Origin of the sequence: Acinetobacter sp. YH12070 (genome assembly GCF_013419625.1) — a bacterium.
Lineage (GTDB): Bacteria > Pseudomonadota > Gammaproteobacteria > Pseudomonadales > Moraxellaceae > Acinetobacter > Acinetobacter amyesii.
In genome coordinates, this window is record NZ_VOZT01000066.1 from 1 (window position 1) to 16,127 (window position 16,127).

The 16,127-nt window shown below is 37.8% G+C and carries 8 protein-coding genes, 5 pseudogenes and 1 other annotated feature; of the genes and pseudogenes, 8 read left to right on the plus strand and 5 right to left on the minus strand.

Annotated features, from left to right (window positions below; genetic code table 11):
* Window positions 1–137: 137 nt before the first annotated feature.
* A pseudogene (locus FTU17_RS14995) lies at window positions 138–553 on the plus strand (transposase); the annotation flags it as partial.
* Window positions 413–529: a sequence feature (AL1L pseudoknot), on the plus strand. Its footprint overlaps the pseudogene before it by 117 nt.
* A gap of 631 nt (window positions 554–1,184) precedes the next feature.
* Here the strand turns inward: FTU17_RS14995 and FTU17_RS15000 are convergent.
* Window positions 1,185–1,334, minus strand: a pseudogene (locus tag FTU17_RS15000) (integrase core domain-containing protein); the annotation flags it as partial.
* Between FTU17_RS15000 and FTU17_RS15005 the strand changes: the two are divergent.
* Window positions 1,282–1,488: a hypothetical protein gene (locus tag FTU17_RS15005; protein WP_180135904.1), complete on the plus strand. Its 207-nt coding sequence runs from the start codon at window positions 1,282–1,284 to the stop codon at window positions 1,486–1,488. The pseudogene FTU17_RS15000 and the gene FTU17_RS15005 overlap by 53 nt on opposite strands.
* Before the next feature lie 70 nt (window positions 1,489–1,558).
* Here FTU17_RS15005 and FTU17_RS15010 read toward each other — a convergent pair whose 3' ends face one another.
* On the minus strand, window positions 1,559–1,822 hold the full coding sequence (locus FTU17_RS15010; RefSeq protein WP_180135906.1) for a hypothetical protein: 264 nt from the start codon (window positions 1,820–1,822) through the stop codon (window positions 1,559–1,561).
* Between the two features lie 309 nt (window positions 1,823–2,131).
* Here FTU17_RS15010 and FTU17_RS15015 point away from each other — a divergent pair, with 309 nt between their 5' ends.
* The 5 genes from FTU17_RS15015 (at window position 2,132) to FTU17_RS15035 (ending at window position 9,670) form a co-directional block, all read left to right on the plus strand.
* Window positions 2,132–2,626, plus strand: a complete 495-nt coding sequence (locus tag FTU17_RS15015; RefSeq protein ID WP_166135831.1) for a hypothetical protein — start codon at window positions 2,132–2,134, stop codon at window positions 2,624–2,626.
* Window positions 2,623–4,803, plus strand: coding sequence for a hypothetical protein (locus FTU17_RS15020; protein WP_180135908.1), 2,181 nt, complete (start codon window positions 2,623–2,625; stop codon window positions 4,801–4,803). Before FTU17_RS15015 ends, FTU17_RS15020 begins: the two co-directional genes overlap by 4 nt.
* A complete protein-coding gene (locus tag FTU17_RS15025) occupies window positions 4,800–7,757 on the plus strand; it encodes a site-specific integrase (RefSeq protein ID WP_180135910.1) in 2,958 nt (985 codons plus the stop codon). Before FTU17_RS15020 ends, FTU17_RS15025 begins: the two co-directional genes overlap by 4 nt.
* Window positions 7,758–8,075: 318 nt before the next feature.
* Window positions 8,076–8,384: a helix-turn-helix transcriptional regulator gene (locus FTU17_RS15030; protein ID WP_180135914.1), complete on the plus strand. Its 309-nt coding sequence runs from the start codon at window positions 8,076–8,078 to the stop codon at window positions 8,382–8,384.
* Window positions 8,381–9,670, plus strand: a complete 1,290-nt coding sequence (locus FTU17_RS15035; RefSeq protein WP_004647812.1) for a type II toxin-antitoxin system HipA family toxin — start codon at window positions 8,381–8,383, stop codon at window positions 9,668–9,670. The genes FTU17_RS15030 and FTU17_RS15035 overlap by 4 nt, the downstream gene beginning before the upstream one ends.
* 17 nt (window positions 9,671–9,687) lie before the next feature.
* Here FTU17_RS15035 and FTU17_RS15040 read toward each other — a convergent pair whose 3' ends face one another.
* The 3 genes and pseudogenes from FTU17_RS15040 to FTU17_RS17690 all read right to left on the minus strand — a co-directional run bounded on the left by FTU17_RS15040 (window position 9,688) and on the right by FTU17_RS17690 (window position 14,503).
* The gene (locus FTU17_RS15040; protein WP_180135912.1) at window positions 9,688–13,035 is read right to left on the minus strand and encodes a DEAD/DEAH box helicase; all 3,348 of its coding nucleotides are present in this window, start codon (window positions 13,033–13,035) and stop codon (window positions 9,688–9,690) included.
* A gap of 184 nt (window positions 13,036–13,219) precedes the next feature.
* Window positions 13,220–13,390 (minus strand): annotated as a pseudogene (locus tag FTU17_RS17685) (helix-turn-helix transcriptional regulator); the annotation flags it as partial.
* A 20-nt stretch (window positions 13,391–13,410) separates the two neighbouring features.
* Window positions 13,411–14,503, minus strand: a pseudogene (locus tag FTU17_RS17690) (hypothetical protein).
* 220 nt (window positions 14,504–14,723) lie between these two features.
* Here FTU17_RS17690 and FTU17_RS15050 point away from each other — a divergent pair.
* Window positions 14,724–15,672 (plus strand): annotated as a pseudogene (locus tag FTU17_RS15050) (IS5 family transposase).
* Window positions 15,673–16,127 lie beyond the last annotated feature (455 nt).

The following is a 16,127-nucleotide window of genomic DNA, read 5'->3' on the forward strand; positions in this document are numbered from 1 at the left end:
GATAAGGGCAAATTGTAGGTTTTATCTCAGGTTCAAATTTAAGATTTTAGCAGCACTCCAAACTCTACAATTTGCGTATAGTGGTAGCTAATCACTATATCAATCAAGATACAAGAAGCACTGCTTCACAAGATTCGATGACAAAATTAAAATATACCCCTGAAATCAGAGAAAGAGCGGTTCAATTATTGATTGAATCTGAAAAAGATTATCCATCGAATTGGGCTGCGATCACCGCTATTGCGCCTAAGATTGGTTGTACTCCTGAAACACTTCGTGCCTGGCATCAAAAGCATTTAGATCAGCAAAATCCTATTAAAGTACAACAGATATCTGATCAAGAAAAAATGAAACAAATGGAACGTGAAATTAAAGAATTAAAGCGTGCCAATGAAATTCTACGTAAAGCAGCCGTTTTTTTCGACCAGGCGGAGCTCGACCTCCCACACGAATAATGGTGGATTTTATCCATAACAATAAAGATCGATATGGTGTTGATGCGATTTGTAGGATTTTACCGATCGCAGCTTCGACCTATTATCGAAGTTTAGAGTAAGCGTCCGCTAAACCCCACTTTTTCTAACCCATTAATATCGCGATAGTGTCCACTGAATTTTAAGTGGACACCTATTATGGATTTAAAGACAATCTCAGACAGTACAGCAACACTAAAAAAGCCCCGCCGAATCTGTACAGTTTAGATCTCACAATAAATCCAGAACGTCGAGCGAAAAGGAGCCTATAAATAATTTTGTGTAATTGCTTTTTTATAAATTAAAGGTGATTGTTTAGGCAGTCACCGAATTCAATAATAAAACGTCTCATCACCAAACGGCAGTCGCGAATAGGCATATTCCACTTTTTAAATACCGTCTAACCCAGCATCCTAATCATAGAGCTAGCAAATTTAGATAACTATAACCAATGAAAAATGAGAGAGAATAGTTACATTAACCATTCTCTCCTGTTTTTAAATCAATGATTGCAGACAGCTTTAGCAAAATTTGAACCAACTGTATCAGGAATAATAGGTTCCATTTTTACGTAAACATCTGAATAACTATCAATCACTCTAGTTCCTTTATATTTTATTTCTGTTTTAAATCCTAATTGATCAGCACTACAATTTATATGCAATAAAGTTTTTGAACTGTACCAGGTTTGTCGGAGACTTTTTATTTAAGTTAGGCCCCCTGACCTAACGGGTTAATTTTATCATAGTACATTGCTTCAAAATTAAAAGGTGATACATAACCTAGTGCACTATGTACACGCTTTCTATTGAACCAATCTACCCAGTTTAATGTAGCAAGTTGTACACTTGCCAAACCTTGCCCTGTATGGGATGAAACTTTCCTGTCAGATCAGGAGGCCCTATCTTTCGCATTAGATGAAATTAAAGCTGCAGGCGGTATTCAAGCCTTTTCTGAAGTAAGTGACCTCGAAGCAAACAAAAATATTTTTCCTGAATCCCTTACTCGCCATTAAAAATGAAACTACCGGCTTGAATTTGAATCAGTATATTTTTGAATTCTTAGAACCTGTCGCGATGATAGGTTCACTTCAACCCAAACCCATCTAGGGTCGAAGGGTCAAAATTTTCATCAAACATAAACTCATCTGCTCGCTCTTTTTTTAACGTTTCCAGGGCATAAAAAAAACATTTCTCACATAACTGTAACTCATATCTTTCTCCGTCACGCGTAGAACCATAACCCCAATGTGCCGATAAAGTTCCAAACTCCAATTTCGTTGATTGGTTGCATACATCACATACAACATCAGTGACGACTTCTATCTGTTTCAGTTGTTTAATTTCCATATTCGGCTCCCAATATCAATCAAGTTAAACTCATCTACATGTTTACTAAAAAATTATTGTTTGGCTTTAATTACCATTAAAAAATGGATAAAAAATACTATATATAGAGATTTTATTAAACTACAAACACAATATATGGTATTTTTAGCCATTGTCCCACTATTAAAAATTATATGAATATTATGGTTTTATTTTCAGCCATTTGGCACAAATATGGGGAGGCATCACTGTATGTCTGTAAAAAAGAAAAGCATACTCAATTACCGCGTACCTGCAAAAAATATGCAATTAATGTGTTATCCAAAATGCATGCATGCCTACCAAGTCTGGATCGCCTTATTTTTCCAGCTTAATGAGAAACAGCAAAACTATCACTTAAAAGCTTTTACACAAAAAATTGAAATTCCTATTCTTCCAACTAATAAACCAAATCTCTATTTTTTTAGCAGCCATTTCAGGTGGATCTATGCCCATTTTTACAATAAAAACAAAACTGAGTTTAAATTCCAAGCTTATGAAAAAAATAACTCCTACGAATTTATTATTCAGGGTTTAAGCGAAGTAAAGGCCTTACTGTGTTCCGGATTACACCACTCCATTCAAGGCTTAGATATCATCGCACATTGGCTAAATGAACAATACTTAGCTGCACATCTGCAGGAAGTTTTCGGTCAGGAAATTTTAACAATCGTTCATCTACGAGAATTAGCAGAACTAACAAAATCGAAAAGCCCAGTCAGTTCTGTTTCAAATTATACAGGCCCACTGTCATTAGAAAAAATTCTGGCAGGAATTTCATCATGAATGGATATAGTTACTTAGAAGATACTCAAGAATTAAAACTTGAGTCGTTTCGAAATTTCTATCGAGCACTGGCAGAAGTAAAGCTAGAAAGTTTTCAAAATTCAATCAAACTCAATGACTTCATCAAACCTACTGAAATCGTTGAGCTTAACAATATTATAAATCAACAGCTTGCAGAAAAATCAATCAGTGAATATCCTCTGGTTCATTATCTTATTGCAATTATCAATACCCCATCAGCATATCTAGTTAATGCACTGAAATGGGCCATTTTCAATACTCAATGTATTGAATTGCTTGATAGCAAAGAACATGCAACCACCGTAGCTCATCTTTGTATGCGTTTTCGTTTAGCCAGCACAAAGCGAGAATACCATTGGCTTTATAACTTCTTACCAGCTCTCCCTATGGAGTTAGGGGATCTGCTTGAGTTTTTAAATAAAGCTGAAACCGAGAATAAAGAGTTAGTTGAACGCTCCACACCAAATTTAACAACAAAGCAAATAGGTCAACTGGCAAATATCCGCGTTATTTATACCTATGCGAATACGCAATCAGATCGTCAAAAAAGGCATCGGGAAAGCAGTCCAAGCACCCAAGAACCACCTCAAACTGATGTTAAAAAAACATCAAAAATAACACTTGACGATGAAAAAACCTATCAAACTCATTTTGAACATGGTGTGGCAAAATTGCCTATTGAAGAGAAAATCCTAGAAACTGTTGAAGATCATAATTTTGAGTTTAACTCACTAGAGCAATGCTCTATTACAGCTCAAATTAATAATCTCAAGAACAGGGTTTTACATAAAAATAAGAATGAGTTAATGAGTAAGCCAAATCCCCGAGTTTTCGATTTGCCTACTGCACAATATGTTATGCGCATTTTATTTGAACAAGCAGAAAACTCTCCAATTCATGCCTTACTTTTATTCTCAGTACTTAGTTTCACGCATTATGAAGATCTACTAGTATTACGAACGCGTTTCTTTCTAAACTCAAAAAGTAAAGAAATCCGCTTTAGTCATGAAAACTGTTTTTTCCGTCAAAGTATTGATAGCTCTAAATTTAAAGATACATTTTTAAAAGAATATATGCTCAATATTGGTAATTCTTTTACTATCCCCTTACCTAAAGTTTATTTGGATCAGATACTTCGACTAAAGAAGTGGGATAAAGCCGATATTGCTTCTGAGGTACAGGAGCATCTACGTAGAATCAGTAATGATCTTACTTTTCCGTTAACAGCTCAAAATCTTCCGCGTTTAATCAGTGATATTACGCTGAATGAACTAGGATATGAGTTAGAAAGCAAATTATTGGCAGGAGAAAATGTCAACAACTACACACCATGCCATTACTTCTCAATAAAAATTACTGATATTCTAGATGTCTACATTCAAACCCTTGATCTGGTTTTTCCTCAGCTTGACAATAAATATATTGAGGAATTTAAATCTCCAATTACGTTTGGCAGTCAGCAAGTACCTGATCTTCCATTTGTCCAGTCCTTTTTTTACCAGCTTGACCATCAAGTTCGGAATAATCCAAATCCCTTTCAGACGTTAAATCATTATTCACTCTGGCTGTGGCATGTTTGTATGCTCATCACGTCGGCACGACCAAGCGAATCTTTCCCACCCAATCTAGATTATATTGACCTCGACAATCAATTGATGGCTGTTGCAGATAAAGAGCAGCGTTATTCGGGCACCATTGGGCGATATCTACCGTTTAATGATTATCTTCGTGATGAAATACAGTATTACCTAAAATATTTAAAACACTTTCTCTCCCTCACTAAAGCTTATCTACCTCAAGAAAAAGTACAAGCAATTCATGAGGTCCTTGATGGCAAGCGTCTCTTACTCTTATTTTATGACTCAAAAGAATATATCAGAAATCTGGAACTCTCTGATATTCAAAAATACTGTACAGAAATAGCCTTACAACGTAATTGGACCCGTCATTTTACTCGTTATTTTTTTGCCCAATACTGTAATGAAGATGTAGTTAAGGGCATCTTTGGTCACGATGAGCCCATGCAAGAACTGTTTGACCGCTATTCAGCTTTTCAGACAACGGATTACGATCAAATTAGAGCAGCACAAGATAAGTTGGTCAAAACCTTAGCGCTTAAAAGCATGTCAAATTTCACGGGAATAATGATTACATGAGCAAACATCCTCACTCGCTCAAACGATTAAAGAAACATAGAGCAAAAAAAGCGTTTCATCTGCAACTATTTAGCGAAAAATGTTCAGAACTGACACCTGAAAATTATCCTGAAGTTTACCGGCAAGTTGATGACCGGCTTTTAGAGCACTGCAAATCCAATATCCGCAGCTATCAAATGGCACGTGTAGAATTTGCTAAATATATCAAGCGCTTTAATCTGTCAGCGAGTCAAAATTATCCAGTGCCGGCTGCACCCGTGAGACATGAAAGAACGTCACCACAGCAAAATATTGAAACCTTGAAATATGGTAAAAAGGTTACTCAATTTGTCAAAAATATGATTGATTATTGGGCAAAATCTAATAACTTCAGTCCGACCCAGTCACTCGGCTTCTGTTTGATTAGCTCCATCTTATTCAATGGCATTTATAACCATGCCGAACTGCAAAAGTTTTTAAAAATCATTTTAAAAACAAATAAATTTCAAAGTTTTTTAAACCTAAACCATATGATTACACTCGAAATCCCGAACCGGCATTTCGGTAATCAGCGTATTAATAACCCTGAGTTTTCAGTCAGCTATACCAAAACATTTGTGCTGCACGATATTGTGAAATGCTGGATCTACAGACTAAAACATCAAAAATTTGATTTATTTTCAGATATTGAAGATGCAGAAAATCTGATTAACGCTTGTATTATTGAATGCTTCCCTGAAGAGAAGGTGCGTTGTAAAGACCTGTTAAAATACGGTTTTTACTATACACAGTTCCTGAAAAACAGCGGACTGGATCAAATATCCATTTGTATCTTAAAAAATGAAATTTACAGTTCCAGTCCTCTCGAAAAACAATTAGCAGCTTATTTTATTCAGCCTGAACCCTCGCCTACCCATACGATTCAGGATGTTTGTGAAAACCCTCAGGACCAGTCTACAGTTACTATTGCATTAGATGTAGCCGATATTTTAGTAGAAATACGTCAAGCTATTCGTGCAAAAAACTATAGCGATCAACTCATAAAGTTATATGCCGGAGAACACTCTCCGGCCTTGGAACGTTTGCTGCTGTGGACCATTCTTCGTTCCAAATTAACGGAGCCACAACTGAACGATTTCAACAATATTATCCAGCAGCAGAAACGATTTAAGCGCAAGCTTATACGCGCAGATTTTCAGCCAATTAAACAAAGCTCTCTAAAAACCATGTTTTCACAGTTTGCAGTGCATTGGCTGCAGGCAACGCAAGACAAAGATATTTCATCATTTTCAGATGCTGATTTTGAAGATCTGTATGGAGAAATGCTTCTACTGAAAGCAGAGACAGCTCGAGCAACTCTACAAAAACGTCTACAGGAGTTTCATCACAAACAGACCTTATTTTTTAACGCACCCACTGTTGATCTGGATAATTTAGTCCAGGTAAAAATCTGCAGAACCGAATTGATCTCGCCCCATATTTTTCACCACATGCTAGAGCAGCTCGAAAATACTCAAGATATTTCGATTCAGGATAAAAATATATTTAAACTGATTTTTATTCTGGGGTTCAGAGTCGGACTACGGATCAATGAAACATTGAATATCTTTGTACGTGATTTATTTATTAGTGAAGATGCTGTGATGCTCACCATTCGCAACAATCGCAATAAAAATCAAAAAAGCTACTCTGCTTACCGCAAGATTCCTCTGCATCATCTACTTAAAGCAGATGAATTACATGCATTTAAAACATATAGTCAGAATAGAAAACGTCTGCTAAAAGAACAAGGAAAATCACTTGCACAACCGCTGTTTTTAAAACAGTCCTTAGAAGAAACTCATGAAAATGAAGTAAATTCTCTATTAAAACAATTGATCCAGTCATTTTTCGGCGAGCACAATTTTACTTATCACAGCCTGCGTCATTCAGCATTTAATCATCTCTATCTGGTTTTAAAACACTCACCGCTTGCTGATGCATTTACAGACTATACGCCAAATGAGCAACTACGCATCCGTTATGCATTGCTGCGAAACAGAAATACCCAACAGACGTGGTATGCCCTCTCGCATTTTTCCGGGCATCTGACACCTGAAACAACCTGTTCTAGCTATCTGCATTTAATGCATCTGGCGATCAGTTATCAGCTGAATCAAATGCACAGCCCACTTCCTAAAGAAGCCTATTTTAATATTCTGAAACATGATGAGGCTATTAAATATCCTGTTCAGCAACGGGCGATCAAACAGTTTTTATTTGATCAACTCACTAAAGACCGTTACAGGCAACATGATCATCAATATCAACCAGGGCAACAGAAATCACCTGATTCGCTGATGCTAGGAGCTCATGACTCAGAGATGACTTTTGAACTATTGCATCACATTCTTGCAGTAGAAAAAGAGCAAGACCTTCTGTTACCTGAAGCCATTCCTTTGCAAATCGCGCAAAAATTACGTGCCAGAGCTCTGCATTTGAAAACTTCCTGTGTAAACCAAAAAAAATCTTCCCGGCTGTTTACCACGGACTTTTTAAGGAAAGCTCCCGATGCATTAGTCACCATGTTACCGACCAATCAAGAAGAAAAACAGATCATCCATCATGTTCAGGAACGCTTCATAACTGTACATACTCAATATGAAAAACAGCTCAATACGATCTACTCAATTTATCTTGAAAAAGTTCAGCCCAATTCAGCCCAGTTAATTTTTGAACTGAATGAAAAACGGGAACTGAAGAAACTTCTTTCTTTTATTCATAGCTTATTTCCCAAAAAATATCTCCATTTAGAACTCTCTCAGCAGAGCAAGACAGAGCTCAAAAAGACATTACAGGATTTAACATTACGGGCAGAAAATTTCAGCCTAAATGAGGACGAACAGCGAATTAAGTTTTGCTTCAAGTGTAAAGATGCGAAGGCACTCGGCGTATTCAAGCTACTGATGTATCTGATGATTGTTTTTAATATTTAGATTTTCTGTAGCAGAAAATCTGAATCTAGAGAATCTGCAAATTACTATTTGATAGAACCAGTCATTTTTGTTCCTAGAAGTCCGTTTTTTACTGACCTAGGGTTAGATCCTAATTCCGAGCGAGACAAACATGCATTATTACTTATCCGTATCTATATTGCATTATATGTACTGACTGATGTATTAAATATTTGAGAATTTAGCTATACGTAGCTAGGGCTGTTTTACAGATCGAAATGATAAATTCATAAATTGCTTTTCAAAAAAAAGAAACTAATATGTTTCTTTAATACCCTAAAAGCAATAAATATGTCTACAATGAATAAGCCTTTACTTCAACAAATCAAAAAAAGACGAACCCAATTGGGCTTAAAGCAAGTTGATATGCAATCCCGTACAGGCATTTCAAGACAGCAATACCAAAAGCTGGAAAGTCAGGGCAACCCTCGATTAGAGACCTTAGAAATTATCGCGGCAGGATTAAATGCTCAACTGATGCTCATCCCTGATGATAAGGTTCATTTGATTAGACAATTATTGAATGATGAAATTAAAGTCACTATTGAAGATCAGGATGACTTAATGACTAACCCATGGAAGGGTCTTCTCGGAGGCGAGGAACCATGAATACTGTTGCCGTCCTGAAATTAACATTACATCACGCTGTCGTTGGATACTTGGCAGGATTTCAGAGCGGAAAAAATATTCTGGTTTTTACGGATTCTTTCCGATTTGATCAGCAACGCCAGACCTTGAGCTTGCTGACTTCCCCCTTGTATCCTCAAGCAGATAAGATTTTAGAAAAGACTTATGTTACACATCAGCGCTTACACCCCTTGCTATCAAACTTGCTACCAGAAGGCGCATTACGCGAACTCATTGCACAAAGCCTTAAAGTACATATAGACAATGAATTTCAGTTATTGGCAGCTTTAGGTCATGACTTACCTGGAGCACTCATTGCGACCCCATTAGATCCAGAAGAAATTCCAGATGAAATAAAATTCAAACTGCAGATCTCGAATCCAGATCAGATTTTAAAGCAAGAGATTCGAACAGATAATAAGTTTTCCTTGGCTGGCGTCCAAATGAAGTTTTCCATGAAAGCCAAAGATGGGCGTTTTACATTAGCACAGGCAATAGAATCCAGTCTATTAGGGGATTGGATTATCAAAACTCCTTCTTCCAGACATGGTTTTGTTCCACTAAATGAATATTCTATGATGAGCCTTGCCAAAACAGTCGGCATAGATGTCCCTGAGATTCGCTTGGTGGATATGGCACTCTTACAAGACCTGCCACCATTAAATTTACCCCAAGAGCAATATGCTTTCGCAATCAAAAGATTTGATAGACAGAGTACTGCTGATACTATAGAGCTTATTCACATCGAAGACTTTGCTCAGATCTTCGGCGCATATCCACATCAGAAATACAGCACCACAAATTATGAGCAGATAGGAAAGATCATTTATCAATTTTCAGATAACAAAATTCTTGATATTCAGCAATTTGCCAGCCGCTTACTCGTCAATATTTTGCTCGCCAATGGAGATGCGCACTTAAAAAACTGGAGTATGATTTATCATGATAAAAGTGCACCCAGATTATCTCCCGCATACGATATATTAATGACCAGTGTATATATTGAAAATGAGCGTCATTTCGCATTAAATCTTGCCAAAAATAAAGATTGGTATTTAGCTGAGATGAAACACTTTGAACAATGGGCTGAAAAAGTCGGTGTTCCATGGCGTGTTATTGAAAAACAACTTCACGCGATCATGGACAAAGCACGGTCAGTATGGCCAGTGCTATTACTAGACTTACCTATGATTTCTGTTCATAAAGAAAAATTAAGAGAACATTGGAAAAAATTGCATCCAGACTTTCAGATACTTACAGATGATTAGGGTAATCTGAAACCAAACTAAAATTTCTCAAACAAGTTCATCACGTCATTTTCCGTCAGTTTCGCTTCGCCCTCATGATCGGTACTTAGAATAGACTGTGCCAGTTCTGCTTTATTTTGCTGTAAGGCAAGAATTTTTTCTTCTATGCTTTTATTGGTAATCAGCTTATACACAAATACTGGCTTGTCCTGTCCAATCCGCCATGCACGATCTGAAGCTTGATCTTCAGCAGCAGGGTTCCACCATGGATCATAGTGAATGACCGTATCTGCGGCAGTTAGATTCAGACCGACCCCTCCTGCTTTCAGACTGATTAAAAATACTGGCACTTGTCCAGACTGAAATGCTGTAATGACTTCATCTCGCTTTTTGGTCTTTCCAGTCAGCTTCACATAGCCAATTTCTGCGTGATGGAGCTGTTGCTCAATCAGTTCCAACATTGAGGTAAACTGAGAGAAGATCAGAATTTTTCGCCCCTCCTCCACCATTGGAACGACCATATCCATCAACTGTTCAAGTTTGGCAGAGTGTGCCTGCCCGGTTTTCACTGAATCCAGCTTTAGTAAGCTAGGATGGCAGCACACCTGACGTAGCTTCAGTAAGGCATCTAAAATTTGAATTTGACTACGTTTAAAGCCTTTTTCTGCCACAATTTTCTGAATATTTTCCTGCATCGTGGCACGAACAGCCTCATATAACTTGGATTGCTGGTCATTCATATCAATATTGACTTCAATCGTAGTTTTTTCTGGCAATTCTTTGGCTACGTCAGTTTTCAAGCGACGTAAAATGAAGGGCTTAATCCGGTTGACCAGCTTTTGCCTTAACTCCTGATCACCGCGTTTTTCAATCGGATGACGGTACTTTTTATTAAAAATTTCTTGTGAATATAAAAATCCTGGCATCAGGAAATAAAATAGTGCCCACAGTTCACCCAAATGATTTTCCATCGGGGTACCTGTTAGACACAAACGATGTCGTGCTTTTAATTGGCGTACTACCTGTGCAGCTTTGGCACGCGGATTTTTGATATTCTGCGCCTCATCCAAAATGAGTTGATGATATTCATATTGCTTTAGTTGTTCTTCATCTCTCGCTAGAAGCGGATAGGTGGTTAACACAATATCATAGTGCGGAATCTGCTCAAAATTCTGATGGCGGTCGGGCCCCTGTAGCAGCAATACCTTGAGCTCAGGGGTAAATTTCTCCGCTTCTTTGAACCAGTTATGCATCAGCGATGTGGGTGCAACAATTAAGGCGGGACTGTCCTGCAAATATCCAGCCTGCTTTTCCATGAGTAAATGGGCTAAAGTTTGTGCTGTTTTCCCCAAGCCCATATCATCTGCCAGAATCCCGCCATGCTGGGTTTCCCTTAAAAACTGTAACCAGCCTAAGCCCTGCTGCTGGTATGGACGCAACTCCCCCTGAAAACCTTGTGGTGTCGGCAGTTGTTGCTGATAGCCTTGTTTGAATTTCTGTACAAATTGCTGCAGGCGATCACTGACCTGCCATGTCATCCCAAGATTATGCTGCAATTCTAATAATTGACTCGCATCATAGCGATCAATACTGCGCTCTTCTTGCTGTAAAATGCTCTGCAGATGTAACAATACCGGCTTAATATCCCTAGCGGATAGAGCCAAATCAGGTTGATCAACTGCAGTTTTCACGGTGAAAATTTGACTGTCATGCAGATGAATAAACGTCCGCGGATCAAGTAAATCAGGATTTACTCGCACCAAAGCTACGAGCGCATCAAGCAAATTATAAGAATTACCTGCACTGTCTTGAACCGTCGCCCCGATATTGAACCAGTCCTGCTGACCTTCAGATTCAGTAATAGAAATATTTAAATTTTCGACATATTGCAGGTTAAAGGGGCTGTTTTCCAGATGCTCTATCTGCCAGCCCATCAACTCAATTTGATTGATGGGCATCAGCTGTTTGATCCAGTCTCCATAGAAAGCAAAAACCATAGAATCAAGACGTTGTTTATCCAGTTTTAATTGCTGGTCATAACTAAGATCTTTCACCCACTTCAGTGATTCGACCAATAGCTGTAAACGCTGGATTGACTGTTGTTCCTGAACTAAGTCCCGAAGCTGTCGCACCATTTTGCCATGCTGCTCACCAATAAAACTGTCACCTGATGTACCTGCTTTTATTCGCCCACCTGCATAGGAGAATTCAATTTCGGCACAAACAGACTCTTCCCATTTCCAATCAAATTTATCTAAAACACCGAAGCGTAAAATTGGCTGGGGACTTCCCTCAAGGACATCAATATGCTGAATAGACTCGGGCTGAGGCAGATTTTTCACGTCTGAATATTGATGAGTCAGTTTCTCAAACTCTGGCAAGAGCTTAGCTGGAAGATCAGGCATCTGTAAAAAATGGTACAGAAGATTTGCCGTATATTCACCATATAACTGGCCCACCGTGTTCTGTTGAATATCCACATAACATGGTGGATGGCTCGCGAGAATCTGAATATGAGGATTTGATTTTAAATCGAGTCGAATATCACCATTGACCAATTCAATGTTTAAATGCTCTGTCTGTTTGTTTACACCTTGTTGCCAGATCAGTTCGATGTGATAGCCTTGTTCTGACCATTGAAGTGCAGTATGGCTCTTTTTTTTCCAGTACACATCGCCACTTTGAATAAAAGATTTGAAATGCTCCAATAAAATGCTTGAGATATCAAGATTGCTTTGATAAAAGCGTTCGTCGCTGTTTATTTTGGCGTAATAATAAATCTGGTTAAATAATTGTCGTTTTTGTTCAGGTAAAGTCAGATGCTTTCTGGTGATATTTTCATATTGGGTATAATAACTTTCCCCCGCAATTGAGCCGTTTTTATTGCGTCTGGCCTTCTGAACATCAACTGTCAATTTCTTTAAGCTGACAGACTGATCTAGCAGGTAAATTAAATAATTGTTTGTTTTGACAGATTGCTCTGGTTCAGTCTGTTGTAAATACCGTTTAAAATCATTCAACCAGCGCTGCGCCTGATCATCCCCCCGTTGGCGTTTTGCGATTCCCTGCGAGGATTGAGATTCAGCATAACGCTGTTGAAATTCCTGGCGATATTCTTGAAAGAATAACCGCGCTAAAGCAGCAGCATGTTTACAGTTATATCCAACTGGACAAGTGCAGTCATCATCGATTAAACGGTCTTTTTTAAGATTATAGGTAATCGCGGTATCGTAATAATCTGTCCCTTCAATTTGAGCATACATCGTGACATCATCATTTTCCTCAAAGAACTCAATCGTTTCCCTATCAATGTGTTTAGCATAGCTCAGACTGCGATGAAGAGTTGGATTACTAAAGCGAGATAGAAAATTGATCAATGAGGACATAATTACCAGACACCAAAATGTTTATACAATTATAACGGACAAAGCTGTCATTTCAGAACAGTAGCCGAACTGCTCAACCTGAGCACAGATTCGACTCACTCAATAGGAATATTGTGAATAAAGACAATCAAATTCTAGAAGTTAAACAGTTCATTGAGATCGAAAATATCCTGATAGAAAGTGATCATTTCTTCACAACAGTTAATTTTAAACCAAATAGGGTTAAAAGTTTTAGCATTGTTTCTAAGGTTGGATTTGCATCGAATCACTCTAGCTTCTGTAAAGTTTGAAGCGAAATTTTAGTGATCCTGGACATCTCATGTAATGTCAGATGCAACTCTGTTCTAATGATTTTATCCAAGTGAGTTTTCAAAATTATGCTTCATCCATAATCCATTCTTTAAAAAGAGCGTCCTCGATTTCATAAGTACCATTTTCTGGTTTAAAAATAATTTGTTTTTTTGATAAAGAACGTAGGGCCGATTGAATACTTGATACCGCAATGTTATCTACACCAATGGAATCAGCCAGATGTTGTCTAAATTGACTACTATAAAGTTCAACTTGTGATTCCGCTATGGCTTTTAAAATTAGCTGTTCTAATAGCTTAAACTCTCCCCATAATCCCGTAAAGTCTCGATGCCCCATTATATCAGCTATAAGCTGTTCCTTTGCAAAATCTATAGCCAGCATTGGGTTTAAGGCTAAACGCTCCACTAATGATCTTGCTAGTTGAGGACTTTGCTTCATATCTAAAAAAGCATGCCATAAAATTTCTTTATTCAAACTACGTCCTGTTGTTTGATTAAATACATCTGCCAAATGATCTATAAATGCTTTTGTTATATTTGGAAAAGGTAAATTCTGCCCATAATGAAAAAATGGAACACTACTCACAGAAAACATTTGTCTCAAGCCTTCTCGACTCGAACCAGTAAAAATTACCTTTACAGTTTCTTTATGCATATCTAAAGCGGTACGCAAACTGGCAATGGTTGTTTTATATTTTGAACCAGCTAAAGCCTGAATCTCATCAAGTAGCAATTAAATAGGTTTACCCTGCTGAGCCAGTTTAGTAATGCTAGATAAAATGCTGGAATTCACTTGCCCTTGTGCAAGTGTCACTTCGGCTTTTACACCTGCCACCTCTGTACTTAAAGAGCCAATATTTTTAATCCAATGTGTGGCTTTCCCCATTAAGCCATTTTGTTTTGAAAACTCATCAAGAGCTTTTACAAACTGCCCTTCACTATGCAGGCCTGCATCTAAAAAACTGAAATAAAAAACGCGCCATCCAAGCTGTTTAGCTAGAGGTGTAATATCTTTTCGTAAAAATTCCGTTTTTCCCATCCGGCGTGGGGGCAAAAAAAGTAAGAGAGCTAGCTAGCCCCGTTTCAAACATGCCTAAAATTTGTTTGGCTAGTTCTGTACGTGGAAAATGCCAGGGGTCATTGGAGATAATAGTCATTTTAATTGCTCAACAATGATTTGTTTTGTTGTCATAGATTGTATTAGATTGTAAATGTCTAATTAGACTTCTTTAATCTAATAGGATCTAATCAGCCAATAAAGCACCTTTTCACCGATCAATCGACACATTTTATAACTCCATTATTTTGTGGGTTAATAGACCTAGTCTTTGTTGCACAAACCTCTGCTAAAGGCTTATTCCGCAATATAATGCTCAAATGAATAAGCCTGCACCTAAAATCTATCGTACAAATAATTGGCCTTCTTACAACCAAGCTTTGATTAATCGAGGAAATCTCTCGATCTGGTCTGATCCTACGACCCAATGATATGCCCAACCACAAGGCAAACAAGGCTGAAATCAAATCTACTCTGATACAGCATTTCAATGCTGTATCATGATGAAATCCCTATTTCGACTCTCTTTACGTATGGTTACGGGCTTTGTTCAAAGCCTCATTAAACTCTGTGGCTTGAATTGGACAGCACCCGATTATTCGACCCTCTGTCGCAGACAAAAGCATATTGATATTGTGATTCGCTATCAGAAAAGCAGGAATGGACTTCATCTACTCATCGACTCTACGGGTTTGAAATTTTTAGGTGAAGGTGAATGGAAACGTAAAAAACATCAGCCTGAATATCGGCGCCAATGGCGTAAATTACATATTGGGATTGATTCTGAAACACTGCAAATATGTGCGGTTCAGCTGACGACGAATAATGTCAGCGATTCACAAGCGCTGGGGATTTACTTGATCAGATCCCTGAAGATGAGCAAATTGATTCGGTCTATACGGATGAGACTTATGACACGAGACACTGCCGGCAGGTGATTTCCGATCGGCAGGCCCATGCGGTGATTCCACCCAGAAAAAATTGCTAAACCCTGGAAAAATACCAAGCCTCACTCACTAGAGCGCAATGAATTACTTCAAACGGTTAAACATTTAGGCAGGAGCGTATGGAAAAAATGGGCGGGCTATCATCGTAGCAGTTTGGTGGAAACCAAGCTGCATTGCATCAAATCTTACGAAGCAATACTTCTCGGGAGAGAAACTCAGTGCAAGGAACTTTCAAAGCCAGATTAATGAGATTCATGCACGTGTGGCAGTGCTAAATCGGTTTACAGAATTAGGCCGACCTCACACCCAAGTCGTCACTTAAATTTGAATGGCCTGGGGTAAATCCATCTTGTGAATGTTTATGCAACAAAGCCGATTGAATATAAAATATTTTCATGAGGATTAATAATCACAATATTAAATCATATATTGTTATTATTTTTATGAAAAACAGCATCAAAACATAGGTGGATTTTAAAAACCAAAACATATAGAATGAAGTGACCAAAACATCATTAAATGATCTAAATTGATCAAAATTTTACCCCACTAAAAACCAGATACTATTAATTAAATCATATACTTATAATTAATGTAATTTAATGGAATAAATCTCGGTGACCTTGCCAAGGTTGGGGTCATTTAATGCATTACATGCCGCAGGAATATCGCGTAAAAAAAGACGTTAAAGCATCCTAAAGCAGATCAAAATCAACGTCAGCAATTTCAAAATCTCATAGAGTGTTTAGAAGGGAAATTGCCTCTGATTTACATAGA

What these genes read in the sequence shown, in the direction of transcription:
- FTU17_RS15010 (WP_180135906.1), bottom strand. Translation starts at nt 1,822, where the DNA reads ATGGAAATTAAACAACTGAAACAGATAGAAGTCGTCACTGATGTTGTA.
- FTU17_RS15015 (WP_166135831.1), top strand. Translation starts at nt 2,132, where the DNA reads ATGCATGCCTACCAAGTCTGGATCGCCTTATTTTTCCAGCTTAATGAG.
- FTU17_RS15020 (WP_180135908.1), top strand. Translation starts at nt 2,623, where the DNA reads ATGAATGGATATAGTTACTTAGAAGATACTCAAGAATTAAAACTTGAG.
- FTU17_RS15025 (WP_180135910.1), top strand. Translation starts at nt 4,800, where the DNA reads ATGAGCAAACATCCTCACTCGCTCAAACGATTAAAGAAACATAGAGCA.
- FTU17_RS15030 (WP_180135914.1), top strand. Translation starts at nt 8,076, where the DNA reads ATGAATAAGCCTTTACTTCAACAAATCAAAAAAAGACGAACCCAATTG.
- FTU17_RS15035 (WP_004647812.1), top strand. Translation starts at nt 8,381, where the DNA reads ATGAATACTGTTGCCGTCCTGAAATTAACATTACATCACGCTGTCGTT.
- FTU17_RS15040 (WP_180135912.1), bottom strand. Translation starts at nt 13,035, where the DNA reads ATGTCCTCATTGATCAATTTTCTATCTCGCTTTAGTAATCCAACTCTT.